The sequence below is a fragment of the Janibacter sp. CX7 genome (genome assembly GCF_024362365.1).
Classification (GTDB): domain Bacteria; phylum Actinomycetota; class Actinomycetes; order Actinomycetales; family Dermatophilaceae; genus Janibacter.
This window is the reverse complement of sequence record NZ_CP101464.1, coordinates 1,791,908-1,817,740: the sequence shown is the minus strand read 5'-3', so window position 1 is coordinate 1,817,740 and position 25,833 is coordinate 1,791,908. Positions and strand designations below refer to the sequence as shown.

Below are 25,833 nucleotides of genomic sequence, written 5' to 3'. Positions count from 1 at the left end.
AGGAAGTTATGGAACGCATAAGCAAAACGCCTGCGTCACTCTGCAAGACCCTAGGGTCGTGCAGAGTTGGGCCAACCCAACCCTGCACGACCCTAGGGTGATGCAGGGTTGGTGAGACGGGTTCGGCCGAGCGGTCGGGCGCGGGTAGAGTCGGGGCCGATCGACATCCTTTAACCACTGTCCCGTGAGGCAGAGAAGGAGGTCTTGAGACACCCATGTGTCCGGACACGCCCCCAGAGGACGGCCAGCAGCCGCCCGCCCGTGAGGTCATGAGCACCTCCGACGTCGGCAGAGCGCTGCGCCGCATCGCCCACGAGATCGTCGAGCGCAACAAGGGGGCCGCGGACGTCGTCCTGCTCGGCATCCCCAGTCGCGGCGTCGAGCTCGCCCACCGCCTCGCCGACCTCGTCGCCGAGATCGAGGGCAGCTCCGTGCCGGTCGGCTCCCTCGACGTCACGATGTACCGCGACGACCTGCGCGCGCGGCCCACGCGGGCGCCGCAGCAGACGACCTTCCCCGCCTCCGGGGTCGACGACAAGATCGTCGTCCTCGTCGACGACGTGCTCTACTCCGGCCGCACCGTGCGCGCGGCCCTCGACGCGCTCGCCGACTACGGCCGCCCCCGCGCGGTGCGGCTGGCGGTCCTCGTCGACCGTGGCCACCGCGAGCTGCCGATCCGCGCGGACCACGTCGGCAAGAACCTGCCGACCTCCCAGGCCGAGCGGGTCACCGTGCGCCTGGCGGAGCACGACGGTGTCGACGACGCGGTGACGATCTCCGGGGGTGGTGAGCGATGACCCGCCACCTGCTCTCCGTCGCCGACCTCGACGACGACGCCCTGCGGGCGGTCCTCGACACCGCCGCCGAGATGCACGAGGTGCAGCACCGCGAGGTCAAGAAGATCCCGACCCTGCGCGGGCGCACCGTCATCAACCTCTTCTTCGAGGACTCCACCCGCACCCGCTCCTCCTTCGAGATCGCGGGCAAGTGGATGAGTGCCGACACGATCAACATCACCGGCAAGGGCTCCAGCACGTCGAAGGGGGAGTCCCTCCGCGACACCGTGCGCACCATCGCGGCCATGGGGGTCGACGCGATCGTCATGCGCCACCAGGCCTCCGGTGCGGCCCACCAGGTCGCGCGGTGGTTCGACGAGTCGAGCACGCCGACGAGCGTGGTCAACGCCGGCGACGGCACCCACGAGCACCCCACGCAGGCACTGCTCGACGCCTACACGATCGAGCGCCGGCTGGGTTCGCTCGAGGGCAAGCGGGTCGCGATCGTCGGCGACGTGACGCACAGCCGCGTCTTCCGCTCCAACGTGCTGGCCCTGCCCCGCATGGGTGCCGAGGTGACCGTGGTCGCCCCGCCGACGCTCATGCCGAGCGGCGCGACCGCGTGGGCGCAGGCCGAGGGCTTCGCCCTGAGCGACGACCTCGACGAGGTCATCGCCTCCGGGGTCGACGCGCTGATGATGCTGCGCGTGCAGCGCGAGCGGATGTCCGGCGGCTTCTTCCCCACGGCCCGCGAGTACACGGTCGGCTACGGCCTGACCCGCGACCGCCTCGCCGCGCTGACGGCGGCCAACCCCGAGGCGGTCATCTGCCACCCCGGCCCGATGAACCGTGGCCTCGAGATCGCCGCCGACGCGGCCGACGCGGCGAGCAGCCTGGTCCTCGACCAGGTGAGCTCCGGCGTCGCCGTGCGGATGAGCGTCCTCTACCACCTGCTGGCCTCCGGCCCGACGACGAAGGGGGGCGCGGCATGAGCGACCTCGACACCCGCGACCTGCTCATCACCGGTGCCTCGCTGCTCGGCGCGACGACCGCCGACGTCCTCGTCCGCGACGGCGTCATCGCAGCCGTCGGAGCCGACGCCGCGGCAGGTGCCGGCACCGACACCCACCGGGTCGACGGCGACGGCCTCGCCCTCCTGCCCGGTCTGGTCGACCTGCACACCCACCTGCGCGAGCCCGGTCGCGAGGACGCCGAGACGGTCGCGACGGGCTCCGCCGCGGCCGCCGCGGGCGGATTCACCGCGGTGCTCGCCATGGCCAACACGAGCCCGGTGACCGACACCGCCGAGGCCGCCGAGCGCGTGCTCGACCTCGGAGTCGCCGCCGGTCACTGCGACGTGCAGCCGATCGGCTCGGTGACCAAGGGGCTCGAGGGCGCCGAGCTCGCCGAGCTCGGCCTGATGCACCGCTCCCGCGCCCGGGTGCGCGTCTTCTCCGACGACGGCCGCTGCGTCCACGACGCGCGGGTCATGCGCCGGGCGCTCGAGTACGTGCGCGCCTTCGACGGCGTCATCTCGCAGCACAGCCAGGACCCGGCGCTCGCCGGCCCGGCGGCCTGCTGCCACGAGGGCGAGCTCAGCGGTCGGCTCGGCCTGACCGGCTGGCCCGCCGTCGCCGAGTCGAGCATCATCGCCCGCGACGCCGAGCTCGCTCTGCACACCGGCTCCCGGGTGCACGTCGCCCACGTCTCGACGGCCGAGGGCGTCGAGGCCGTGCGCTGGGCCAAGCGCCGCGGCGCCCGGATCACCGCCGAGGTCACGCCGCACCACCTCGTGCTGACGACCGACCTGCTCACCGGCTACGACCCGGTCTACAAGGTCAACCCGCCGCTGCGCCCCGCCGAGGACGTCGAGGCCCTGCGCGAGGCCCTCGCCGACGGCACGATCGACGCGGTCGCCACCGACCACGCCCCGCACGCTCGCCACGACAAGGAGCACGCCTTCCCCGACGCGGCCTTCGGCATGCTCGGCCTGGAGACCGCCTTCGCCGTCGTCCACGACGTCATGGTGGACTCGGGTCGGATCGACCTGGCGACCCTCGCCGAGCGGATGTCCCACGCGCCGGCGCGCATCGCCGGCCTCACCGACCACGGTCGCGCGATCGAGGTGGGCGCCCCCGCCAACCTCGTCCTCGTCGACCCGACCGACCGGATCACCGTCGACCCGGCCGCGTCGCACTCCCTGTCCCGCAACACCCCCTTCGCCGGGCACACCCTCACCGGGCGCGTCCGCACGACGATCCTGCGCGGCCGCGTCACGGCCGCCGACGGAGAGGTCAGCAATTGAGCACGCACAGCAGCACCGGTGACACCGCACCGGCCGTCCTCGTCCTCGAGGACGGACGCACCTTCGCCGGCACGGCCTACGGGGCCGTCGGCGAGACCGTCGGCGAGGCGGTCTTCAGCACCGGCATGACCGGCTACCAGGAGACCCTCACCGACCCGAGCTACCGTGGCCAGGTCGTCGTCATGACGGCCCCGCACGTCGGCAACACCGGGTGGAACGACGAGGACGACGAGTCCTCCCGCATCCACGTCGCGGGCTACGTCGTGCGCGACCCCGCGCTGCGCCCGAGCAACTGGCGCTCGCGCCGCACCCTCGAGGACGAGCTGACGACGCAGGGTGTCGTCGGCATCGCCGGCATCGACACCCGGGCCCTGACCCGTCACCTGCGCGAGCGCGGGGCCATGCGGGTCGGCATCTTCTCCGGCGAGGCCGTGACCGACGACGCCGCGATGCTCGAGCGGGTCACCGCGGCCCCCGAGATGGCCGGCTCGGCCCTCGCCGCCCAGGTGAGCACGAGCGAGCCCTATGTCGTCGAGGCGAAGGGGGACAAGCGCTTCACCGTCGCGGCCCTCGACCTCGGCATCAAGACGATGACCCCGACCCGCCTCGCGGAGCGCGGGATCGAGGTGCACGTCCTGCCAGCCACGGCGACGATCGAGGACGTGCTGGCGGTCTCCCCGGACGGGCTCTTCTTCAGCAACGGCCCCGGCGACCCGGCGACCGCCGGTGACCAGGTCGAGCTGCTCCAGGAGGCGCTGCGCCGGGGGCTGCCGTACTTCGGCATCTGCTTCGGCAACCAGCTCTTCGGCCGGGCGCTCGGCTTCGGCACCTACAAGCTCAAGTACGGCCACCGGGGCATCAACCAGCCGGTCTTCGACCGGACGACCAACAAGGTCGAGGTCACCGCGCACAACCACGGCTTCGCCGTCGACGCACCCCTCGACGAGGCGACGCAGACCCCCTTCGGCAGGGCCACCGTGAGCCACGTGTGCCTCAACGACGACGTCGTCGAAGGTCTCGAGCTGCACGACGACGGGGGCCGGCTGCTCGGCTTCTCCGTCCAGTACCACCCGGAGGCCGCGGCCGGCCCGCACGATGCCGCCTACCTCTTCGACCGCTTCACCGACCTGCTCAGCACGAAGGAGGCGCAGGCCTGATGCCCAAGCGCGACGACATCTCCAGCGTCCTCGTCATCGGCTCCGGCCCGATCGTCATCGGCCAGGCCTGCGAGTTCGACTACTCCGGCACCCAGGCGTGCCGCGTCCTGCGCGAGGAGGGCATCCGGGTCATCCTCGTCAACTCCAACCCCGCGACGATCATGACCGACCCGGAGTTCGCCGACGCGACCTACGTCGAGCCGATCACCCCCGAGGTCGTCGAGAAGATCATCGAGCGCGAGCGCCCCGACGCCGTGCTCGCCACCCTCGGTGGCCAGACGGCCCTCAACGCCGCGATCTCGCTCCACGAGGCCGGCGTGCTCGAGAAGTACGGCTGCCCGCTCATCGGTGCGAGCGTCGAGGCCATCGAGCTCGGCGAGGACCGCGAGCGCTTCAAGGGCGTCGTCGAGCGCTGCGGCGCCGAGTCGGCCCGCTCGGTCATCTGCCACACGATGGACGAGTGCCTCGCGGCCGCCGAGGAGCTGAGCTACCCGGTCGTCGTGCGTCCCTCCTTCACGATGGGCGGCCTGGGCTCGGGCTTCGCCTACGACGAGACCGACCTGCGCCGCATCGCCGGCGCCGGCCTGCAGTACAGCCCGACGACCGAGGTGCTGCTCGAGGAGTCGATCCTCGGGTGGAAGGAGTACGAGCTCGAGGTGATGAGGGACACGGCGGACAACGTCGTCGTCGTCTGCTCGATCGAGAACTTCGACCCGGTCGGCGTGCACACCGGTGACTCGATCACCGTCGCCCCCGCCCTGACCCTCACCGACCGCGAGTACCAGCGCATGCGCGACGTCGGCATCGCGGTCATCCGCGAGGTCGGGGTCGAGACCGGCGGCTGCAACATCCAGTTCGCGATCAACCCCGCCGACGGCCGGATGATCGTCATCGAGATGAACCCGCGCGTCTCGCGCTCCTCGGCGCTGGCGTCGAAGGCCACCGGCTTCCCGATCGCGAAGATCGCGGCGAAGATGGCCATCGGCTACACCCTCGACGAGGTGCCCAACGACATCACCGAGGAGACCCCCGCGGCCTTCGAGCCGAGCCTCGACTACGTCGTCGTCAAGGTGCCGCGCTTCGCCTTCGAGAAGTTCCCGGCCGCCGACCCGACCCTCACGACGACGATGAAGTCCGTCGGCGAGGCGATGGCCATCGGGCGCAACTTCACCGAAGCCCTGCAGAAGGCGCTGCGCTCCGCCGAGCGCTCGGGCGCCGCCTTCCACTGGGACGGTGACCAGCCGACGCTCGAGCAGGGCCGGGCACTCCTCGAGGCGGCGAAGGTGCCGACCGACGGGCGGATCGTCCAGGTCCAGCAGGCCATGCGTGCGGGTCTGTCGGTCGAGGAGGTCCACGAGGCGACGAAGATCGACCCCTGGTACCTCGACCAGATGGAGCTGATCAACGAGGTCGCCCAGCAGGTCCACGACGCCCCGGAGCTCAACCCGCAGGTGCTGCGCCTGGCCAAGCGCCACGGGTTCTCCGACGCCCAGATCGCCCGGCTGCGCCGGATGGACGAGGCCGTCGTGCGCGGGGTCCGGCACGCCCTCGGGGTCCGCCCGGTCTTCAAGACGGTCGACACCTGCGCCGCGGAGTTCGCCGCGCGCACGCCCTACCACTACAGCTCCTACGACGAGGAGACCGAGGTCGAGCCGCGCGAGCGGCCGGCGGTCATCATCCTCGGCTCGGGCCCCAACCGCATCGGCCAGGGCGTGGAGTTCGACTACTCGTGCGTGCACGCGAGCTTCGCCCTGCGCGATGCCGGCTACGACACGGTCATGGTCAACTGCAACCCCGAGACGGTCTCGACCGACTACGACACGAGCAGCCGCCTGTACTTCGAGCCGCTCACCCTCGAGGACGCCCTCGAGGTGATCCACGCCGAGACCCAGGCCGGACCGGTGGCCGGCGTCATCGTCCAGCTCGGCGGGCAGACGCCTCTCGGCCTGGCCGACCAGCTCAAGGCCGAGGGTGTGCCGATCGTCGGCACCTCGCCCGAGGCGATCGACCTGGCGGAGGACCGGGGCCACTTCGGCCGGGTCCTGCACGAGGCCGGGCTCAACGCCCCCAAGCACGGCACCGCCTTCAGCGCGGAGGAGGCCGTCGAGATCGCCCGCGAGATCGGCTACCCGGTCCTCGTGCGGCCGTCCTACGTCCTCGGTGGCCGCGGCATGGAGATCGTCTACGACGACGCGACCCTCTCGGAGTACGTCACCCGGGCGGCGATCGCCAGCCCCGAGCACCCGATCCTCGTCGACCGCTTCCTCGACGACGCGATCGAGATCGACGTCGACGCGCTCTACGACGGCACCGAGATGTACCTCGGCGGGATCATGGAGCACATCGAGGAGGCCGGCATCCACTCCGGTGACTCCAGCTGCACCCTCCCGCCGGCGACGCTCGGCACCTCCGAGCTGCAGCGCGTCCGCGAGGCGACCCTCGCCCTCGCCGAGGGCATCGGCGTACGCGGCCTGATGAACGTGCAGTTCGCCCTGGCGCAGGACGTCCTCTACGTCCTCGAGGCCAACCCGCGCGCCTCGCGGACCGTCCCCTTCGTCGCCAAGGCCACGGGCGTGCCGCTCGCCAAGGCCGCGGCCCGCGTCATGCTCGGCGCGAGCATCGCCGAGCTCAAGGCCGAGGGCATGCTCCCGCGCGATGCCGACGGTGGTTCGATGCCGGCGCACGCGCCGATGTCGGTCAAGGAGGCCGTGCTGCCCTTCAAGCGCTTCCGGACGAAGGAGGGCGACGTCGTCGACTCCCTCCTCGGCCCCGAGATGCGCTCCACGGGCGAGGTCATGGGCATCGACGCCGACTTCGGCGCGGCCTTCGCCAAGAGCCAGCTCGGCTCGCTGGCGAGCGGCCTGCCGACGAACGGCAATGTCTTCGTCTCCGTCGCCAACCGCGACAAGCGGGCGATGATCTTCCCGATCAAGCGCCTGGCCGACCTCGGCTTCACGATCCTCGCGACGGAGGGCACGGCCGACGTGCTGCGCCGCAATGCCGTCGAGTGCGAGGTCGTCACCAAGCACTCCGAGCGCGGCGAAGGGGAGTCGAGCATCGTCGACCGGATCCTCGCGGGCGACGTCGACATCGTCTTCAACACCCCGTCGGGGCAGCACGCCCGGGCCGATGGCTACGCGATCCGCGCGGCGACGACGGCGATGGACAAGCCGATCGTCACGACGGTCCAGCAGCTCACCGCCGCGGTCCAGGCCATCGAGGCGCGGATGCACGGCGAGCTGCGGGTCAAGCCGCTGCAGGAGCACGCGCGCGACCTCGACCTCTACGGGGTCCGGCGGTGACCGCCCGCACCGTCGCCGCCCGCGAGGGTGCGGGCGTCGTCCAGGTCGAGGCCGAGGTCCTCGGCAATGTCGCGGTCGGTGCCTACCGGCACCTGACGCTCGTCACGCCCGGCCTGGCGGAGATCGCCCGACCGGGGCAGTTCGTCGCGCTCGCCGTCGGTGACGGCACGAGCTCGATGCTGCTGCGGCGCAGCTTCTCGATCCACCGGGTCAGCCCGGTCGGCACCTACGGCGGCACGACCGAGATCGTCGTCGCCGCCCACGGCCCCGGCACCCAGATCCTCACGGCCCTGGAGCCGGGGGAGTCGGTGAGCGTCGTCGGCCCGCTGGGTCGCGGCTTCCCGCTGCCCTCGCAGCCGGTGCCGTGCATCCTCGTCGGCGGTGGCTACGGCTCCGCGCCGCTCTTCTGGCTCGCCGAGCAGCTGCGCGAGCGCGGCTGCCCGGTCGAGATCGTCCTCGGGGCCGCCTCCGCCGACCGGCTCTTCGGGGTCGTCGAGGCCCGCCGCGTCGCCGACGGGGTCACCGTGACCACCGACGACGGGTCCGCCGGGACGCAGGGCTGGGTCTCCGACGTGCTGCCCGACCTCATCGCCCGCACCGGGGCCGGTGTGCTCTACGGCTGCGGCCCGATGGGCATGCTGCGCTCGATGAGCGACATCGCCGCCGACCACGGCATCGTCGCCCAGGTCGCCGTCGAGGAGGCCATGGCCTGCGGTGTCGGCATCTGCATGACCTGCGTCATGCCCGTGCGCGATGCCCGGGGCACGACGAAGATGGTCCGCAGTTGCCTCGAGGGCCCGGTCTTCCGCGGCGACCGCGTGCGCTGGGATGCCTTCGAGGACGGCCTGTGCCACGTGCCCGCCGACGCCGTCGGCGCCCCGAAGGAGGCCCGATGACCACGCCCGCTGCACCCCCTTCGCCTGTGGACATGTCCGTCGACCTCGCCGGGGTCCGCCTGCCCAACCCGATGATGACCGCCAGCGGGTGCGCGGCCAACGGCCGGGAGATGCACCGCTTCATCGACGTCGCCCAGCTGGGTGCCTTCGTCACCAAGTCGGTCAAGGCCCAGCCGGTCTCCGGGCGCGGCACGCCCCGCATGGCCGAGACGCCCTCCGGGATGCTCAACTCGATCGGCCTGCAGGGCCCGGGGGTGCAGGCCTTCGTCGACGAGGACCTCGCCTGGCTGCATTCGATCGGTGCGCGTGTCGTCGTCTCGATCGCCGGCAACACCGCCTCGGAGTTCGCGGGCGTCGCCCGCGCCGTCGTGCGCAGCCGCTACGCGAGCGCGGTGGCCGCCATCGAGGTCAACATCTCGTGCCCCAACGTCGCCAACCGCGGGCTCGTCTTCGCCTGCGACCCGGCGAGCTCCCACAAGGTGATGACCCTCGTGCGAGAGGAGGTCCCGCGGGGCCTGCCGATGCTCGCAAAGCTCAGCCCCGATGTCACCGACATCGTCGAGATCGCCGACACGGTCCTCAAGGCCGGCGCCCACGGCCTGACGATGATCAACACCACCCTCGGGGTGGCCATCGACGTCGACCGGTTGCGGCCGCACCTCATCGCCGCGACCGGAGGGCTCTCCGGCCCGGCGATCCGGCCGATGGCCGTGCGCGCCGTCTGGCAGGTCGCCGGGGCGATGCGGGCCGGGCGGATCAAGACCGCGCCGATCGTCGGTGTCGGGGGAGTGCGCAGCGGCCGTGATGCCCTCGAGCTGGTCGCCGCCGGTGCGAGCGCGATCCAGGTCGGCACCGCGGCCTTCAACGACCCGACCGCCCCCGAGCGGGTCGGTCGCGAGCTCGAAGCGCTCGTCGCAGAGCGTGGCTTCACCCGTCTCGCCGACGTCGTCGGCATCGCCCACGAGAGGTTCACGCCATGAGCACCGAGACCACCCTTCGTGGCGACTCCGTCGCACCTCAGGGAACGTTCGGGGAGCGCCTGCGGGCCGCGATGGACGAGCACGGTCCGCTGTGCGCGGGCCTCGACCCGCACCGGGCCCTCGTCGAGTCGTGGGGGCTGACCTACGACCTCGCCGGGCTCGAGCGCTTCACGATGACCTGCGTCGAGGCCTTCGGTGGCTCGGTGGCCGCGGTCAAGCCCCAGTCGGCCTTCTTCGAGGTCTTCGGGGCGCAGGGGGTGGCCATCCTCGAGCGGGCCCTCACCGACCTGCGTGACGCCGGCACCCTGACCCTCCTCGACGTCAAGCGCGGCGACATCGGCACGACCGTCGACGCCTACGGCGAGGCCTTCCTCGGCAAGGACGCACCGGCCGCGGCCGATGCGATCACCCTGAGCCCCTATCTCGGCTACGGCTCGCTGCGCCCGGCGATCGACCTCGCCCACGCGACCGGTCGCGGGGTCTTCGTCCTCGCGCTGACCTCCAACCCCGAGGGGGCGAGCGTCCAGCACGCGCGGCTGGCCGACGGGCGCTCGGTCGCCGGCGCGGTCGCCGACGAGGCCGCCGCCGACAACGCCGCCGCCCGCGAGGCCGGCGAGCTCGGCAGCATCGGGCTCGTCGTCGGTGCGACGGTCGGTTCGGCCGTGCGCGACCTGGGCGTCGACCTGCCGGCCATGGCCGGGCCGATCCTCGCTCCCGGCCTGGGGGCGCAGGGTGGCACCGCGCAGGACGTGCGCGACGTCTTCGCCGGCGCGCTCCCGCAGGTCCTCGCCAGCAGCAGCCGCGACGTGCTGCGTGCGGGACCGGACGTCTCCTCCCTTCGCTCCCGGGCCCGTGAGGTCGCGACCGAGGTGGCCCGCATCACCGCGGCGTGAGAAGGTGACGGCACCCCGTCCCCGGTCGCCCTGGAGGAGCAGTGTCCGTCCCGAGCCTCAGTGCGCAGCAGCGTGCCCGGGCGCTCGAGCAGGCCGCCGAGGCCCGGCGGCAGCGCTCGCTGCTGCGTGACCGGCTCAAGCACGGGCGCACCACCCTGGCCGAGGCCCTCGCCGCGGCCGACGACGACCCGGTCCTGAGCCGCACCCGGGTCGCCACCGTGCTCGAGTCCCTGCCCGGCGTGGGCCCGGCCCGCGCCCGTCGGGTGATGGACGAGCTCGACATCGCCGACTCGCGCCGACTGCGCGGGCTCGGTCCCCGCCAGCGCGCCGCACTCCTGGAGAGGTTCACATGAGCAGCCCCCGCCTCACCGTCCTCGCCGGCCCGACCGCCGTCGGCAAGGGGACCGTCGCCGCGTGGATCCGCGAGCACCACCCCGAGGTGTGGCTCTCGGTCTCCGCGACGACCCGACCGCCGCGGCCGGGCGAGGTCGACGGCGTGCACTACTGCTTCATCAGCGGCGACGACTTCGCCGACATGGTCACGCGCGGCGAGATGCTCGAGTGGGCCGTCGTCCACGGTCGGGCCTCCTACGGCACGCCGCGCGGGCCCGTCGACGACGCGCTCGAGGCCGGCCGGCTGCCGCTGCTCGAGATCGACCTGCAGGGGGCACGTCAGGTGCGGGCCTCGATGCCCGACGCGCGTTTCGTCTTCCTCGCGCCCCCGTCGTGGGAGGAGCTCGTCGGTCGGCTCGAGGGTCGGGGGACCGAGACGGCCGAGGAGCGAGCCGTCCGGCTGGAGACCGCGAAGGTCGAGCTGGCGGCCCAGGGCGAGTTCGACCACGTCATCGTCAACGACGACATTCGTCGTGCGGCGGAGGAACTCGTATCATTGATGAGATCGACCACCTGACCCCGACGACAAGGACCACCTCGACGTGTCCGGCACCCAGGCCAACCCCATCGGCATCACCAACCCGCCGATCGACGACCTCCTGACCAAGGCGGACTCCAAGTACGCCCTCGTCATCTACGGCGCCAAGCGCGCCCGTCAGATCAACGCCTACTACTCCCAGCTGCAGGAGGGCCTGCTCGAGTACATCGGCCCCCTCGTCGACGCGCAGGTCCACGACAAGCCGCTGTCGATCGCGCTGCGCGAGATCAACGAAGGTCTGCTGACCAAGGAGGCCACCCCCGAGGAGGGCGCCGCGCCCGCCGCACCGGTCGCCGAGGCGCCGGTCGACGAGGCCTGACGGGTCCCCCTTCGTGCGCATCGTCCTCGGTGTCGCGGGCGGCATCGCCGCCTACAAGGCTGCCCTGCTGCTGCGCCTGCTCACCGAGGGCGGGCACGAGGTGACGGTCGTCCCGACCGAGGCCGCGCTGCGCTTCGTCGGGGCCCCGACGTGGGAGGCCCTCTCGGGTCGCCCCGTCCAGACCGACGTCTGGAGCAACATCACCGACGTGCCGCACGTGCGTCTGGGCCAGACCGCCGACCTCGTCGTCGTCGCGCCCGCGACGGCCGACCTGCTCGCCAAGGCCGCGCACGGCCTCGCCGGTGACCTGCTGACCAATGTCCTGCTCACCGCCCGCTGCCCGGTCGTCATGGCCCCGGCCATGCACACCGAGATGTGGGAGCACGCGGCGACGCGGGCCAATGTCGCCACCCTGCGCGAGCGCGGGGTCACCGTCGTCGAGCCCGACTCCGGCCGGCTGACCGGCGCCGACACCGGCCCCGGGCGCCTCCCGGAGCCCGAGGTGATCCACGCCGCCGCGATGGCCGCAGTCGAGGCGAGCGCTTCGTCGCCGACCCGCGACCTCGAGGGACGCCGGGTGCTCATCAGCACCGGCGGCACCCGCGAGCCGCTCGACCCGGTGCGCTACCTGGGCAACCGCAGCTCCGGCAAGCAGGGCCTGGCCCTCGCCGAGACCGCCGCGGCCCGGGGTGCCCGGGTCACCCTCGTCGCGGCCAACCTCGACCTGCCGGTGCCGGACGGCATCACCGTCGTGCCGGTGCAGACCGCGCTCGAGCTCGAGACCGAGATGACGGCCCGCGCCACGGAGCACGACGTCGTCGTCATGGTGGCTGCGGTCGCCGACTTCCGCCCGGCGGAGTACGCCGAGAGCAAGATCAAGAAGACGCACGACCCGGCCGACCCCGACGCGGCACCGACGATCCGGCTCGTGCGCAACCCCGACATCCTCGCCGGGCTCGTCGCGGCCCGCGGCGAGGCCAGCTCGCCGATCATCGTCGGCTTCGCCGCCGAGACCGGCGATGCGACCGGCTCCGTCCTCGAGCTCGGCCGCGCCAAGCTCGCGCGCAAGGGCTGCGACCTGCTCGTCGTCAACGAGGTCGGCGTCGACAAGACCTTCGGCGCCGACGAGACGACGGTGCACGTGCTCACCCGGGGCAGCGCTGGCGCCGTCGACATCGGCCCGGCGAGCAAGTCGGTCGTCTCGCACGGGATCTGGGACGTCGTCGTGGGATCCACCGTCGCCGACTGAGCCCGGGTGCTTAGACTGGCCGGGCCCGTACCGGGCGGTCACCACGATCGTCCGTCCACGACCATGGGAGTGCTGCGTGTCCGGACGTCTCTTCACCTCGGAGTCGGTGACCGAGGGTCACCCCGACAAGATCTGCGACCAGATCTCCGACTCGATCCTCGACGCGATGCTCGAGGCCGACCCGCGCAGCCGCGTCGCCGTCGAGACGATGGTCACCACGGGCCTGGTCCACATCGCCGGTGAGGTCTCCACCGAGGCCTATGTCGAGATCCCGCAGCTGGTGCGCAAGGTCATCGCCGAGGGCGTCGGCTACGACTCGTCGGACAAGGGCTTCGACGGTCGCTCCTGCGGTGTCTCGATCTCGATCGGCGCGCAGAGCCCCGACATCGCCCAGGGCGTCGACACGGCCTACGAGAACCGCACCGGTGGCGTCGACCCCAAGGACAAGCAGGGCGCCGGCGACCAGGGCCTGATGTTCGGCTACGCCTGCGAGGACACGCCCGAGCTCATGCCGCTGCCGATCTTCCTCGCCCACCGGCTCTCGCAGCGCCTCACCGAGGTGCGCAAGTCGGGCGAGCTCGACTACCTGCGCCCCGACGGCAAGACCCAGGTGACCATCGACTACGACGGTGACCGCGCCGTGCGCCTCGACACCGTCGTGCTCTCGACGCAGCACTCCGCCGAGATCGACCACGAGCGCCAGCTGCCGGCCGACATCAAGGCGCACGTCTTCGAGCCGGTCATGGCCGCGCTCAAGGAGTCCGGCGTCGAGCTCGACACCTCCGACTACCGCACCCTGATCAACCCGACCGGCAAGTTCGTCATCGGCGGCCCCATGGGCGACGCCGGCCTCACCGGTCGCAAGATCATCGTCGACACCTACGGCGGCATGGCCCGTCACGGTGGCGGCGCCTTCTCGGGCAAGGACCCGTCGAAGGTCGACCGCTCCGCCGCCTATGCCATGCGCTGGGTCGCCAAGAACGTCGTCGCCGCCGGCCTCGCCGGTCGCTGCGAGGTCCAGGTCGCCTACGCGATCGGCGCCGCCCAGCCGGTCGGCCTCTACATCGAGACCTTCGGCACCGAGAAGGTCCCGGTCGACAAGATCCAGGCGGCCGTCAACGCGGTCTTCGACCTGCGGCCGCTGGCCATCGTGGAGGAGCTCGACCTGCTCCGCCCGATCTACGCGCCGACCGCCGCCTACGGCCACTTCGGTCGCACCGAGGCCGCCGGCTACGACAACCCCTTCCCGTGGGAGCAGACGACGAAGGTCGAGGCCCTGCAGGCCGCGGTCCGCTGATCCCCGTGACGTCCGAGAGGGACGTCCGTCCCCGCCCGCACGTCGTGCGCCGGGGGACGGGCGTCCCTCTCGTCATGGTCCACGGCAACGGCGTCGACCACCGCCTGCTCCTCGAGCTCGACGAGGTCTTCGCCGCCCCGGGGAGGTGGGAACGGATCTACGTCGACCTGCCCGGCTTCGGCCGCAGCCCGGCGCTCGAGGGGCGCGGCGGTCTCACCGACCTCGCCGACTGGCTCGACGCGTGGGTCGGCGAGACCGTGGGGGAGACCCCCTTCGCCGTCGTGGGCAACTCCATGGGTGGCCTGCTGGCGGCAGACCTCGCCGCCCGCCGGGCCGGGCAGTGCCTCGGGCTGGCGCTGCTGGCCCCCGTCGTCGTCGCACAGCATGACCGGCGGAGGCGGGCGCGCGCCCAGGTCCGCGAGGACCCGCAACTGCTCGCGTCGCTCGACCCGGCCGACGCCGTGGAGTACGCGGCCGTCGCCATCGACCAGACCCGGCAGGGCTGGGAGGCCTTCCGCCGGGCGGTCCTGCCGGGGCTGCGGGCGGGCGACCCAGAGGCCGGGAGGCGCCTCGCGGCCGCCTACGCGCTGCCGATGCCCTCGCCCGGCGACCTCGACTTGCCCGTCCTCGTCGTCACCGGGCGCCAGGACGCGATCGTCGGGGTCGACGACCAGTGGGACTGGGCCCGTGGGCTGCCGCGGGGGAGCACCGCGTCGCTGGACCGGGCCGGTCACAACGTGCACCTCGACCGCCCCGAGGTGGTCGCCGCGCTGCTCGCCGACTGGGCTCGGCAGGTGCACCCGGCCGGCTGACACACCGCCCGGTTACGTTTGTCCCCGTGCGCGTCGCCCAGGTCCTCGTCGACTCGGGGCTGGTCCATCTCGACCGGCCCTTCGAGTACCTCGTGCCCGAGGAGCTCGACGAGGCCGCGCAGCCGGGCGTGCGGGTCAAGGCGCGCTTCGCCGGGCGTGACCTCGCCGGCTACGTCGTCGAGCGCAGCGACGTCGCGGAGCACACCGGGCGGCTGGCCCCGATCCGCACCGTCGTCTCGCCGGAGGCCGTGCTCACGCCGCAGGTCCTCGAGCTGGCCCGTCGGGTCTCCCGCCACCAGGCCGGCACGGTGATGGACGTGCTGCGGCTAGCGATCCCGCCCCGGCACGCCCGCGCCGAGAATGCGCTGCCCGTCGAGCCGCCGGCGGCCGACGAGACCGCGGCCGACGAGTCGGCGACGGACGAGCAGAGCGAAGGGGAGGATCTCCCTTCGCCTGCAGCCGTGCCCGAGGTGTGGGCCGGGTACCGCGCCGGTGCGGCGTGGTGGTCACGTGTCGCGGCGGGGGAGTCGCCCCGCGCGGCCTGGCTCGCCGGCCCCTCGCGGCCGGCCGAGAGCGACTGGCCGCGGGCCCTCGCCGAAGCAGCTCGTGCCGCCCTGCTCTCCGACCGGGGCACGGTCATCGTCGTGCCCGACCAGCGCGACGTCGCGCGGGTCGACGCGGCCCTGACGGAGGTGCTCGGCCGTGACCAGCACGTGCGGCTGACGGCCGACCAAGGCCCGCAGGCGCGGTACACCGCGTGGCTCAAGGTGCTGCGCGGCCACGTCCGGGTCGTCGTCGGAACGCGCGCCGCTGCCTACGCGCCCGTGCGCGACCTCGGCCTCGTCGCGTGGTGGGACGACGGCGACGACCTTCACGAGGAGCCGCGCGCGCCCTATGCGCACGTGCGAGAGGTGCTGTCGACCCGGGCCGACGTCGAGGGCTGCGCCCTGCTCGTCGGTGGTCTGGCCATGTCGACCGACGTCGCGGCGCTCGTCGACGCCGGTCGGGTGCACCTCGTCGGGGGAGCGACCCCACGGCGCGAGGCTCCGCGGGTGCTCGTCGCCGGAGAGGGACTCGACGAGGAGCGCGACGGGCCGGGCGCGCGGGCCCACATCCCCTCGTCGGCCCACCGGGCCGCGTCGGCGGCGCTGCAGCAGGGGCCGGTCCTCCTGCAGGTGCCGCGGCGGGGTTATCTGCCCGCGATGTCCTGCGCCACCTGCCGGGCGCCGGCCCGCTGCCCCGAGTGCCGTGGACCGCTCGCCCTGCCGGCTCCCGACCAGCCGCCCCGCTGCGGCTGGTGCGGCAAGAGCCCGCGCGGCTTCGAGTGCCCGCACTGCGACGGCGACCGGCTGCGTGCCGGGATCATCGGCGCGCGCCGCACGGCCGAGGAGATCGGCCGTTCCTTCCCCGGCACACGCGTCATCACCTCCGGCGCGGGCGAGATCCACGAGGGTGTCGGGAGCGAGCCCGCGATCGTCGTGGCCACGCCGGGCGCCGAGCCGGTGGCAGCGGGCGGCTATGCCGCCGTGCTGCTCCTCGACGCCTGGGCCAGTCTCGACCGGCCCGACCTGCGGGCGGCAGAGGAGGCGGTGCGCCGGTGGGTGGCGGCGGCCGGGCTGGCTCGCTCGTGGAGCGACGGGGGCGTCGTCGTCCTGTGCGGCGCGCCCTCGCACGTGACGATCCCCGCCGTGGAGGCCCTGGTGCGGTGGGACCCGGAGTGGTTTGCCGCGCGCGAGCTGGCCGAGCGGGCCGAGCTGTCGCTGCCCCCGACGACGTGGACCGCCGAGGTCGTCGCCGACCGCAAGCGGGTCGAGCCGATCGAGCACGCGGTGCGGGCGGCCGCGACGCATGCGCAGCTGCTGGGGCCGCTGCCCGTCACGGGCTCGCAGGACAAGCGTCGACTCGTCGTCACCGCTCCCTTCGCCGACGGCCCGCTCGTGGCCGCGGCCCTCAAGGACGTGCGGGCGGGCGAGAGCGCGCGCAAGGCGCCGGACCTGACCTCGGTCAAGGTCGGGCACCTCACTGCCGGGTGAGGCTGTCGGCGGCCCTGCGACCATCCCGGCATGAAGGTCTACGTCGCAGCGCCCCTGGCTGCGGTCACCGAGGTCCAGGCCGTGCAGGCGGCAGTCGTCGCGGCTGGTCATCAGCTGACCTTCGACTGGACCCGGAGCGAGGACATCGACGTGGGGGACAGCGGCTACGCCGACGCTCCAGAGGCTGCGATGCGCATTGCCACGAACGACCTCGACGGAGCGCTGGCTGCCGACGCCGTCCTCGTCCTGGCCACGGAGCACGAGGGACGTGGCACCTATGTCGAGCTCGGGGCGGCGCTGGCGCGCGCGAGCTCTGGTCAGGCGGTCGACGTCGTGCTCGTCGGGGAGGTCCACCACGACAGCGTCTTCCACCACCACCCGTTGGTCCGCCAGGGGCATCTAGACTTCGCCGGGTGCGACTGATCTTTGCCGGGACCCCCGAGGTCGCCGTCCCCTCCCTTCGTGCCCTGCTCGACTCCGACCACGAGGTCGTCGCCGTGGTCACCCGACCCGATGCCCGCGTCGGGCGCGGCCGTCGGCTCGAGCCCTCCCCGGTCAAGGTGGCCGCGCTGGAGGCCGGTCTCGAGGTGCTCACGCCGACCCGGCCGACGGACGAGGACTTCGTCGCCCGGCTCACCGAGCTCGAGCCCGACTGCTGCCCGGTCGTCGCCTACGGCGCGCTGCTGCCGGCACGGCTGCTCGACATCCCGTCCCACGGCTGGGTCAACCTGCACTTCTCCCTGCTCCCGGCGTGGCGCGGCGCGGCTCCCGCCCAGCGGGCCCTCATCGCCGGTGACGAGATCACCGGCGCGAGCACGTTCCTCATCGAGACCGGCCTCGACACCGGACCGGTCTTCGGCACGATGACCGAGCGGATCCGCCCCGACGACACCTCCGGGGCGCTCCTTGACCGGCTCGCCGACGCCGGTGCGCCGCTGCTCGTCGCGACGCTGGACGGCATCGCCTCCGGCGACCTCGAGCCTCAGCCCCAGCCGGGCGAGGGCGTCAGCCATGCTGCCAAGCTCACCGTCGACGACGCCCGGATCGACTTCGGTCACCCGGCGCTCGCCGTCGACCGGCTCGTGCGCGGCTGCACGCCGGCGCCGGGTGCGTGGACGACCTTCCGCGGGGAGCGGCTCAAGGTCGGGCCGGTGACGATCACCGACGAGAGCCTGCCCGTCGGGACCGTCGAGGCCCGCAAGCGCGAGGTCCTCGTCGGCACGGCCGACCGCGCGGTGCGCCTCGGCGAGGTGACCCCGCTCGGCAAGAAGCCGATGGCCGCCGCGGACTGGGCCCGTGGGGTCCGGATCGACGCCGGTGAGCGTCTCGGGGAGGAGTCGGCATGAGCGAGCGACGTGACGGAGGGCGCGGGCAGCGCGGCGGCCAGCGCGACCAGGGTGGGCACCGCGGACCGCGGCAGAAGTCCCGGACCGCACCCTCGGCGCGCTCCCGCCAGGGGGAGGTGCCGCGCACAACCGCGCTGCGCGTGCTGCGGGCGGTCTCGCACGAGGGCGCCTATGCCAACCTCGAGCTGCCCAAGGCGCTGCGCCGGGCGCGGCTGAGCGGCCGTGACGCCGGGTTCGCCACCGAGCTGACCTACGGGACCCTGCGCATGCAGGGCCTCTACGACGCGATCATTGCCGAGGCCGCGCAGCGCCCCGTCTCGAAGCTCGACGGGGGAGTCCTCGACGTCCTGCGGATGGGGGCCCACCAGGTGCTCGGCATGCGGGTGCCCGAGCACGCCGCCGCCGACCAGTCGGTCGCGCTCGCCCGCTCCGTCGCGGGGCAGGGCGCAGCCGGCCTCGTCAACGCCGTGATGCGCCGCATCGGTGAGCGCAGCCGCGACGCCTGGCTCGAGGCCGTCGTGCCCGCCGAGCCGGTCGTCGAGCGCCTCGCGGTCGCGCAGTCGCACCCGATCTGGGTCGTCAAGGCGCTGCGCCAGGCGCTCATCGGCCACGGTGCGGCGACGCCCGAGAGCGCCGACGACGTCCTCGCCGACCTGCTCGCCGCGCACAACGTGCCCGCCGACGTCTCGCTCGTCGCCCGCCCCGGCCTGGCCACGATCGACGAGCTCCTCGCCGCCGGTGCGCAGCCCGGGCGGTGGTCCCCCTTCGCCGCGGAGTTGGAGTCGGGTGCCCCCGGTGACCTCGAGGCGATCCGTGATGGTCGCGCCGCGGTCCAGGACGAAGGGAGCCAGCTGCTGGCTCTCGCGCTCGCCGCCGCGCCGGTCGCCCCGCGCAGTGACGGTGCGCCCGAGCGGTGGCTCGACCTGTGCGCCGGCCCCGGCGGCAAGGCCGGTCTCCTCGCGGCCCTCGCGCTGCAGCAGGGCGCGGACCTCGTGGCCAACGAGGTGAGCGAGCACCGTACCGAGCTCGTCCGGCAGAGCCTGCGACCGGCGGTGGCCGCCGCGGCCGACGCCGGTCGCGAGATCGTCGTGCGCACCGGTGACGGGCGCGAGGTCGGCGTCGACGAGCCGGAGGTCTACGACCGGGTGCTCGTCGACGCGCCGTGCACCGGCCTCGGCGCGCTGCGCCGTCGGCCCGAGGCCCGCTGGCGCCGCCAGCCCGGTGACCTGGCTGCGCTCGGGCCGCTGCAGCGTGACCTGCTCGCCGCCGGGATCGACGCGACCCGCCCCGGCGGTGTCGTCGCCTACGCGACGTGCAGCCCGCACCTGTCGGAGACGACCTTCGTCGTGCGTGACGTCGTCAAGAAGCGCGACGACGTCGAGGTGCTCGACGCCCGCGAGCTGCTCGCCGGCGCGGCGGTCGCCGACCTCGGTGCCCTCGGCGACGGCCCGCACGCCCAGCTGTGGCCGCACGTGCACGGCACGGATGGCATGTTCCTGTCCCTCCTGCGGAAGAAGGCCTGACCGTGCGCGTCCTCGTCGCCGGCATCCACGTCAACGACGGCCCCAAGGCCTACGACTTCTACACGCAGGTCCTCGGCTGGCGCGACGCCCTCGTCGTCCACTCCGAGCAGCTCTACATCCTCGGCCCGAGCACCGGGTGGGAGATGGGCTGTCAGATCAACCTCGAGCCGATCACCGACGAGATCACCCGCCGCTTCCAGGAGCACCAGTTCCGGGAGGGTCTGACCGCGCTCATGCTCGCCGTCCACGACGTCGAGGCGGAGTACGAGCGGCTCCGCGCGCGCGGTGACATCGTCTTCCGCCTCGAGCTGACGCACGACGCGATCGGGAAGCACTTCCAGATCGAGGACACCGTCGGCAACGTCCTGTCCATCCACCAGAGCTGACCGCCCTTCTCCCACAAGGAACTTCGTGCAGATCTCCCCGAGCATCCTGTCCGCCGACTTCGCCAACCTGCAGTCCGAGCTGCAGGCGATCGACAACGCCGACTGGGCGCACGTCGACGTCATGGACGCGCACTTCGTCCCCAACCTCACCCTCGGGCTGCCGATCGTCGAGTCGCTGCTCAAGGTCAGCCCGATCCCGATCGACTGCCACCTGATGATCGAGGACCCCGACCGGTGGGCACCGCCCTACGCCGAGGCGGGCGCGCAGAGCGTGACCTTCCACATCGAGGCCGCCAAGGACCCGGTGACGCTCGCCCGCGACATCCGGGCCCAGGGCGCCCGGGCGTCGATGGCGATCAAGCCGGGGACCCCCTTCGCCCCCTACGAGGAGCTCCTGCCCGAGCTCGACATGGTGCTCGTCATGACCGTCGAGCCCGGCTTCGGCGGGCAGTCCTTCATGGCCGACCAGATGCCCAAGGTCGCGCAGGTGCGCGAGGCCGTGAAGAAGCACGGCGGTGACATCTGGGTCCAGGTCGACGGCGGCGTCTCGGCGAAGACCATCGAGCAGTGCGCCGAGGCCGGCGCCGACGTCTTCGTCGCCGGGTCGGCCGTCTACGGGGCCGAGTCGGCCGCCGCGGCGGTCGACGAGCTGCGCGAGCTGGCCCGGGCGCACGCGCACTGACCTGGTATCCGGCCCGCGGCCGTCACCCGTGTGATGGAGCGGGCAGCGGCGGGCGGACAGGGGCCTGCGCAGTTGGGAGCGTTGGTGCCACCTGGTCCCCCTTCTCCGGGCAACCAGGTGGCACCAATGCCGTCGGGTGACGTCAACGCCACCACCTTCCTTCGAGACCCTGCGGCCGCGGCCGGGTCAGCGCCCCCGGAACCGTGGGGCGCGAGGCAGCCAGCGGCTGCGCTCGATGAAGAGCTCGTCGCCGTATGCTTCGTCGACCGCGTGGATGCGCACGTCGTGCACGATCCCGGGTCGCGGACCGCCGACAGCGTGGATCTCGACGCAGATGCCCGTGGCCGCGTCGAGCGCGACGTCGTGAGCCGACGGGTACTCGCGCCCCGGGACGAAGGGGGACCCCTCCTCGTCGTGCTCGAGCCGGTCCGCGACCTCGCTCGGCAGCAGCGGGCAGCAGCTGCACCGCGGCTCGTAGGCCCACGTCGGCACGACCCGCGCCCACCACGTCGCCCGACCGTGCCGGTCACCGGCACGCAGGTCGGACACGAGCGTGCCCGGGACCGGGACACGCGTCGGCCGGTCCAGCTCGGGGTAGGGCTCGGGGGCCAGCGGTGGCGTCTCGACGTCGGCGCCGGTCGCGGGGTCCCGCCACGGCGAACCGTCCGCGAGCTCGACCGGGTCGAGCATCGCCACCCAGTCGTAGGACTGCCACATCGGGTCGTCGAGACCCACCACTGCACTGTCCGGACGGACGCGCACCAGGCCGTCGGCGTCGAGCACGGGCTTGACATCGGCGGCCGTGGGCACGTCGACGGGGCCACTCCTGCCGTCGCGCGTGTAGGGCGCGACCCGCGTCGGTCCGTCCCGCACCACGTGCACCTCGCCGTCGGCGACCACCCGCATGAGGTGCGGTCGCCGGATCACGGCTTCGACGTCCCCTTCGCCCACGGGGCCGCCGACCTCGCGCACGAGGTGCACGGAGCGCCACCGCCACGGCGAGCTGCGCGCCAGCGCACGGAAGGACTGCTCGGTCAGCTCCATGGGCCCAGTGTGCGGGTGTCGCGTTTCACGGCACCACCGAATTGCCGCGCGGACCCTCCCTTCGGACAATGGTCGTGCACGTGCCACGTGACGCGGTGAAACTCCGCACCGGCGGTGAGAGCCCGCGACCCGACTGCTGCGGCAGGCGGTGAACTCCGGTAACAGAACCCCGGGGCCGACGGTGACAGTCCGGACGGGAGCGGCGCGCGCGGATCGGATCACCCATGTCCATCATCGAATGGATCTACTCGGCCGGCGTCGACATCGCCGGCTACCGGCTCTCCCTCATGGAGGTCATCGGCATCGGCTTCGGCTTGGCCTCGGCGGTCGGCGGCATGCTCCGCAAGGTCTGGGCCTGGCCGATCGGGATCGTCGGCAACGTCATCCTCTTCTTCGTCTACATCGGCATCACGCTGGGCGTCGACGACAAGGCGCCGCTCTTCGGCCAGTCGGCCCGGCAGATCTTCTTCATCATCACCTCGGTCTACGGCTGGTGGCGCTGGCGGCAGGTCAAGCGCGAGCAGCACACGGGTGACGCCCACGCGATCACCCCGCGGTGGGCCACGTGGGGCGAGCGCGCCGGCCTGGCCGTGATGATGGTCATCGGCATCGCGGTGGCCCAACAGGTCTTCACGATGCTCGGCGCCGGGTGGCCCGCCCCGCGCTGGTACCACGTGGCCGATGCGTGGATCTTCATGGGCTCGCTCCTGGCGACCTATGCGATGGCCCGCGGGTGGAACGAGTTCTGGCTCATCTGGATCGGCGTCGACCTCGTCGGCGTGCCGCTGCTGTGGACGAGCGGCTACCTGCCGACGGCCGTCCTCTACGCCGTCTACGCGGGCTTCGTCCTCTACGGCTTCGTCGTGTGGCTGCGTGCCTCGCGCACGGAGCGTCCGGACCGTGAGCCCGTGGACGAGTCCACCGTGCTCGCCAACTAGTCTGGGGCCCTGTGAAGACCTTCGAGAGCCTCTTCGACGAACTCACCCGCAAGGCAGCCGAGCGGCCCGAGGGCTCGGGCACCGTGGCCCAGCTCGACGCGGGGACCCATGCCATCGGCAAGAAGGTCGTCGAGGAGGCCGCCGAGGTGTGGATGGCGGCCGAGTACCAGAGCAAGGAGGAGCTGGCCGAGGAGATCAGCCAGCTGCTCTACCACCTGCAGGTCCTCATGATCGACGGTGGGCTCACCGTCGAGGACGTCTACACCCACCTCTGAGAGGACTCCCGTGCGCATCGCCGTCCCCAACAAGGGCTCCCTGTCCGAACCGACCGTCGAGATGCTCCGCGAGGCGGGCTACCGCGTCCGCCGCGACAGCAAGGAGCTGATCGTCGCCGACCAGGACAACGACGTCGAGTTCTTCTACCTGCGTCCGCGTGACGTCGCCCTCTACGTCGGCAAGGGCCAGGTCGACGCCGGCATCACCGGCCGCGACCTGCTCCTCGACTCCGGCTCCACGGCCACCGAGGTCATGGGTCTGGGCTTCGGCGGCTCGACCTTCCGCTTCGCCGGCCGCCCCGGCGAGGCGAGCAGCGCCGCCGACCTCGACGGTCGTCGCGTGGCCACCTCCTATGCCGGCCTCGTGCGCTCGCACCTCGAGGCGAAGGGGGTCACCGCCGACGTCGTGCGTCTCGACGGCGCCGTCGAGACCGCCATCACCCTCGGCGTCGCCGACGCGATCGCCGACGTCGTCGAGACCGGCACGACCCTGCGCCAGCAGGGGCTCGAGGTCTTCGGCGAGCCGATCCTGCGCAGCGAGGCCGTGCTCATCCGCCGCGCGGACGCGAGCGAAGGGGGAATCGACGTCCTCCACCGTCGCCTCACCGGCGTCGTCACGGCCCGCGAGTACGTCCTGCTCGACTACGACTGCCCGGCCGCCATCGTCGAGCAGGCGGTGCAGCTGACACCGGGCCTCGAGTCGCCGACGGTCAGCACCCTGCACGACGAGAGCTGGTGCGCGGTGCGCTCGATGGTGCCCCGGGGTCGGACCAACCGGATCATGGACGAGCTCTACGACCTCGGCGCCAGGGCCATCCTCGTTACCGAGATCACCGCGTGCCGACTGTGACCGCCCCCGACCGCGCCGCCGCCGCCGTCTTCCGTCCCACCCGCGGGCGGTGGGTCGCGACGGTCCTCGGCGTCGCGACCCTCGTCGGGTCGGTGCTGCTCGCGCTCAGCCTGCCCGACCGCTACGAGATCATGGACCAGCTGACGTGCATCGGCATCGGGGTCGGTGTCGCCGCGCTCATGTCGCGCTACGCGACGATCCACGCCCGGCCGACCGCCGAGGGGCTCTACGTGCGCAACCTCGGGCCCGGCGAGCTCGTGCCGTGGGAGCAGATCACGGCCGTGCGCTTCTCCCAGGGGATGCCGTGGCCGCGCATCGACCTCGCCGACGGCCTCGACATGGCGGTCATGGCGATCCAGCGCTCTGACGGCGCGGGCTCGGTCGACGAGGCACAGCGCCTGGCGGACCTCATCGACCGCTGAGCGGCTCCAGCACCAGGTGGGCCCGGTTGCGGGTGCCGTCCGCCCCGAAGACCGCCTCCTCCTGCGCGGCCCACATCTCCCAGTGGGCCTCGAAGACCGCTCCGTCACGCGCGATCGCCCGCGCCCGGCGCAGCTCCGGCGCCCCGTCGAGCCACACCCGCGTGCCGGCGAAGGGGGCCGCCGCGCCCACCGTGCTCCCGCAGCCCTCGACGACGAGCCGCGCGTCGACCTCGAGCGGGATCCGCGGGCCGGGTCGGTCGGCGAGCCAGTCCCACGTCGGGACGATCGGGTCCTCGCCGCGGGTCAGGGGGAGCAGCACGTGCTCGACGAGCAGGCCCGTGGCAGCGGCCAGCCCGGACCAGCCGGGATAGATCGAGTCCATCGAGACCACCGGCGCCTCCCACGCGGCTGCGACCTCGCGGGCGAGGGAGGTCTTGCCGGAGCCGCTGCGCCCGTCGACGGCGATGACGTGGACCCGGCCGCACGAGGGCGGTGCCGTGGCGGCGTGGTCGAGGACCTGACGAAGGGCGGGCACCGCACGGAGCGTAGCCGCCGGCCCGGCCCACCACGTGACCGGCGGCGGTGCTCCCTTCGCCCTGCTAGGTAGGCTGCCCCGCGTGTCTCTCGCCGTGCGTGTCATCCCGTGCCTCGACGTCGACGCCGGACGGGTCGTCAAGGGCGTCAACTTCGAGCACCTGCGTGATGCCGGTGACCCTGTCGAGCTCGCCCGGCGCTACGGGCAGCAGGGGGCCGACGAGCTGACCTTCCTCGACGTCACGGCGAGCAGCTCCGACCGGGCGACGACCTACGACGTCGTGACGCGCACGGCCGAGGAGGTCTTCATCCCGCTCACGGTCGGCGGGGGAGTGCGCACCGTCGACGACGTCGACCGGCTGCTGCGCTGCGGCGCCGACAAGGTCGGGGTCAACACGGCCGCCATCGCGCGGCCCGAGCTCATCAGCGAGGTCGCCGACCGCTTCGGCGCCCAGGTGCTGGTGCTGTCGGCCGACGTGCGCCGACGCACCCGCGAGGACGGCTCTGCCGCAGGCGGGTTCGAGGTGACGACCCACGGCGGTCGGACCCGCACGGGGCTCGACGCCATCGAGTGGTGCGCCCGCGCCGCCGAGCTCGGGGCGGGGGAGATCCTGCTCAACTCCATGGACGCCGACGGCACCAAGGCGGGCTTCGACCTCGAGCTGATCCGGGCCGTGCGCGCCGAGGTGGGCATCCCGGTCATCGCCAGCGGTGGGGCCGGCGCCGCCGAGCACATGCCGCCGGCGGTCGAGGCCGGGGCCGATGCGGTGCTCGCGGCGAGCATCTTCCACTTCGGCGAGGTGACGATCGGTGAGGTCAAGGACGCCCTCGACGCGGCCGGGCACCCGGTGCGGCGCGGCCGCGCCGACTGAGCCGCGCCGAC

General features: G+C 72.9%; 27 protein-coding genes. 25 read left to right on the top strand and 2 right to left on the bottom strand.

Annotated elements, in window-relative coordinates:
- Positions 1 to 215: 215 nt before the first annotated feature.
- From pyrR to rpe, 20 genes are all read left to right on the top strand, one after another.
- On the top strand, positions 216 to 797 hold the full coding sequence (pyrR, locus tag NMQ01_RS08865) for a bifunctional pyr operon transcriptional regulator/uracil phosphoribosyltransferase PyrR (RefSeq protein ID WP_255183585.1): 582 nt from the start codon (positions 216 to 218) through the stop codon (positions 795 to 797).
- A complete protein-coding gene (locus tag NMQ01_RS08860; protein ID WP_255183584.1) occupies positions 794 to 1,768 on the top strand; it encodes an aspartate carbamoyltransferase catalytic subunit in 975 nt (324 codons plus the stop codon). Before pyrR ends, NMQ01_RS08860 begins: the two co-directional genes overlap by 4 nt.
- Positions 1,765 to 3,081, top strand: a complete 1,317-nt coding sequence (locus tag NMQ01_RS08855; protein WP_255183583.1) for a dihydroorotase — start codon at positions 1,765 to 1,767, stop codon at positions 3,079 to 3,081. The genes NMQ01_RS08860 and NMQ01_RS08855 overlap by 4 nt, the downstream gene beginning before the upstream one ends.
- The gene (carA, locus tag NMQ01_RS08850) at positions 3,078 to 4,238 is read left to right on the top strand and encodes a glutamine-hydrolyzing carbamoyl-phosphate synthase small subunit (RefSeq protein ID WP_255183582.1); all 1,161 of its coding nucleotides are present in this window, start codon (positions 3,078 to 3,080) and stop codon (positions 4,236 to 4,238) included. Before NMQ01_RS08855 ends, carA begins: the two co-directional genes overlap by 4 nt.
- On the top strand, positions 4,238 to 7,540 hold the full coding sequence (carB, locus tag NMQ01_RS08845; RefSeq protein ID WP_255183581.1) for a carbamoyl-phosphate synthase large subunit: 3,303 nt from the start codon (positions 4,238 to 4,240) through the stop codon (positions 7,538 to 7,540). Before carA ends, carB begins: the two co-directional genes overlap by 1 nt.
- On the top strand, positions 7,537 to 8,436 hold the full coding sequence (locus NMQ01_RS08840; RefSeq protein ID WP_255183580.1) for a dihydroorotate dehydrogenase electron transfer subunit: 900 nt from the start codon (positions 7,537 to 7,539) through the stop codon (positions 8,434 to 8,436). The genes carB and NMQ01_RS08840 overlap by 4 nt, the downstream gene beginning before the upstream one ends.
- Positions 8,433 to 9,416: a dihydroorotate dehydrogenase gene (locus NMQ01_RS08835; RefSeq protein WP_255183579.1), complete on the top strand. Its 984-nt coding sequence runs from the start codon at positions 8,433 to 8,435 to the stop codon at positions 9,414 to 9,416. Before NMQ01_RS08840 ends, NMQ01_RS08835 begins: the two co-directional genes overlap by 4 nt.
- Entirely contained in the window at positions 9,413 to 10,309 is an 897-nt protein-coding gene (pyrF, locus tag NMQ01_RS08830; RefSeq protein ID WP_255183578.1) for an orotidine-5'-phosphate decarboxylase, read from the top strand. Before NMQ01_RS08835 ends, pyrF begins: the two co-directional genes overlap by 4 nt.
- A gap of 41 nt (positions 10,310 to 10,350) precedes the next feature.
- Entirely contained in the window at positions 10,351 to 10,662 is a 312-nt protein-coding gene (gene mihF / locus NMQ01_RS08825; RefSeq protein WP_255183577.1) for an integration host factor, actinobacterial type, read from the top strand.
- Positions 10,659 to 11,219: a guanylate kinase gene (gene gmk, locus NMQ01_RS08820; protein WP_255183576.1), complete on the top strand. Its 561-nt coding sequence runs from the start codon at positions 10,659 to 10,661 to the stop codon at positions 11,217 to 11,219. Before mihF ends, gmk begins: the two co-directional genes overlap by 4 nt.
- A 25-nt stretch (positions 11,220 to 11,244) precedes the next feature.
- Positions 11,245 to 11,559 carry a DNA-directed RNA polymerase subunit omega gene (gene rpoZ, locus NMQ01_RS08815; protein WP_168635252.1) on the top strand — a complete coding sequence of 105 codons (315 nt, stop codon included), beginning with the start codon at positions 11,245 to 11,247 and terminating at the stop codon, positions 11,557 to 11,559.
- Between the two features lie 13 nt (positions 11,560 to 11,572).
- Entirely contained in the window at positions 11,573 to 12,808 is a 1,236-nt protein-coding gene (gene coaBC / locus NMQ01_RS08810) for a bifunctional phosphopantothenoylcysteine decarboxylase/phosphopantothenate--cysteine ligase CoaBC (protein WP_255183575.1), read from the top strand.
- Positions 12,809 to 12,884: 76 nt separating this feature from the next.
- A complete protein-coding gene (gene metK / locus NMQ01_RS08805) occupies positions 12,885 to 14,105 on the top strand; it encodes a methionine adenosyltransferase (protein WP_255183574.1) in 1,221 nt (406 codons plus the stop codon).
- A 5-nt stretch (positions 14,106 to 14,110) separates the two neighbouring features.
- Positions 14,111 to 14,917 (top strand): alpha/beta fold hydrolase, encoded by an 807-nt coding sequence (locus NMQ01_RS08800; RefSeq protein WP_255183573.1) that lies wholly within the window; start codon positions 14,111 to 14,113, stop codon positions 14,915 to 14,917.
- 26 nt (positions 14,918 to 14,943) lie between these two features.
- Positions 14,944 to 16,950, top strand: a complete 2,007-nt coding sequence (locus NMQ01_RS08795) for a primosome assembly protein PriA (RefSeq protein WP_255183572.1) — start codon at positions 14,944 to 14,946, stop codon at positions 16,948 to 16,950.
- Positions 16,951 to 16,980: 30 nt separating this feature from the next.
- A complete protein-coding gene (locus NMQ01_RS08790; RefSeq protein ID WP_255183571.1) occupies positions 16,981 to 17,373 on the top strand; it encodes a hypothetical protein in 393 nt (130 codons plus the stop codon).
- Entirely contained in the window at positions 17,364 to 18,296 is a 933-nt protein-coding gene (gene fmt / locus NMQ01_RS08785; RefSeq protein ID WP_255183570.1) for a methionyl-tRNA formyltransferase, read from the top strand. The genes NMQ01_RS08790 and fmt overlap by 10 nt, the downstream gene beginning before the upstream one ends.
- The gene (locus NMQ01_RS08780; RefSeq protein ID WP_255183569.1) at positions 18,293 to 19,819 is read left to right on the top strand and encodes an RsmB/NOP family class I SAM-dependent RNA methyltransferase; all 1,527 of its coding nucleotides are present in this window, start codon (positions 18,293 to 18,295) and stop codon (positions 19,817 to 19,819) included. The genes fmt and NMQ01_RS08780 overlap by 4 nt, the downstream gene beginning before the upstream one ends.
- 2 nt (positions 19,820 to 19,821) lie before the next feature.
- Positions 19,822 to 20,205, top strand: coding sequence for a VOC family protein (locus tag NMQ01_RS08775; protein WP_255183568.1), 384 nt, complete (start codon positions 19,822 to 19,824; stop codon positions 20,203 to 20,205).
- A 25-nt stretch (positions 20,206 to 20,230) separates the two neighbouring features.
- Positions 20,231 to 20,887: a ribulose-phosphate 3-epimerase gene (gene rpe / locus NMQ01_RS08770; RefSeq protein ID WP_255183567.1), complete on the top strand. Its 657-nt coding sequence runs from the start codon at positions 20,231 to 20,233 to the stop codon at positions 20,885 to 20,887.
- Positions 20,888 to 21,073: 186 nt separating this feature from the next.
- On the opposite strand, the gene NMQ01_RS08765 is transcribed toward rpe, so the two are convergent.
- Complete coding sequence (locus NMQ01_RS08765; protein WP_255183566.1) at positions 21,074 to 21,931, bottom strand: hypothetical protein; 858 nt, start codon at positions 21,929 to 21,931, stop codon at positions 21,074 to 21,076.
- 224 nt (positions 21,932 to 22,155) lie between these two features.
- On the opposite strand from NMQ01_RS08765, the gene pnuC reads away from it, so the two are divergent.
- The 4 genes from pnuC to NMQ01_RS08745 are packed head-to-tail and all read left to right on the top strand — an operon-like array spanning position 22,156 to position 24,416.
- Entirely contained in the window at positions 22,156 to 22,869 is a 714-nt protein-coding gene (gene pnuC, locus NMQ01_RS08760; protein WP_255183565.1) for a nicotinamide riboside transporter PnuC, read from the top strand.
- Between the two features lie 11 nt (positions 22,870 to 22,880).
- The gene (locus NMQ01_RS08755; protein WP_255183564.1) at positions 22,881 to 23,144 is read left to right on the top strand and encodes a phosphoribosyl-ATP diphosphatase; all 264 of its coding nucleotides are present in this window, start codon (positions 22,881 to 22,883) and stop codon (positions 23,142 to 23,144) included.
- Positions 23,145 to 23,154: 10 nt separating this feature from the next.
- Positions 23,155 to 23,994 carry an ATP phosphoribosyltransferase gene (gene hisG, locus NMQ01_RS08750; RefSeq protein WP_255183563.1) on the top strand — a complete coding sequence of 280 codons (840 nt, stop codon included), beginning with the start codon at positions 23,155 to 23,157 and terminating at the stop codon, positions 23,992 to 23,994.
- Entirely contained in the window at positions 23,982 to 24,416 is a 435-nt protein-coding gene (locus tag NMQ01_RS08745; protein WP_255183562.1) for a PH domain-containing protein, read from the top strand. The genes hisG and NMQ01_RS08745 overlap by 13 nt, the downstream gene beginning before the upstream one ends.
- Here NMQ01_RS08745 and NMQ01_RS08740 read toward each other — a convergent pair.
- On the bottom strand, positions 24,403 to 24,951 hold the full coding sequence (locus NMQ01_RS08740; protein ID WP_255183561.1) for a hypothetical protein: 549 nt from the start codon (positions 24,949 to 24,951) through the stop codon (positions 24,403 to 24,405). The genes NMQ01_RS08745 and NMQ01_RS08740 overlap by 14 nt on opposite strands.
- Before the next feature lie 82 nt (positions 24,952 to 25,033).
- Between NMQ01_RS08740 and hisF the strand changes: the two genes are divergently transcribed.
- Positions 25,034 to 25,822 carry an imidazole glycerol phosphate synthase subunit HisF gene (gene hisF / locus NMQ01_RS08735; RefSeq protein ID WP_255183560.1) on the top strand — a complete coding sequence of 263 codons (789 nt, stop codon included), beginning with the start codon at positions 25,034 to 25,036 and terminating at the stop codon, positions 25,820 to 25,822.
- Positions 25,823 to 25,833: the final 11 nt, after the last annotated feature.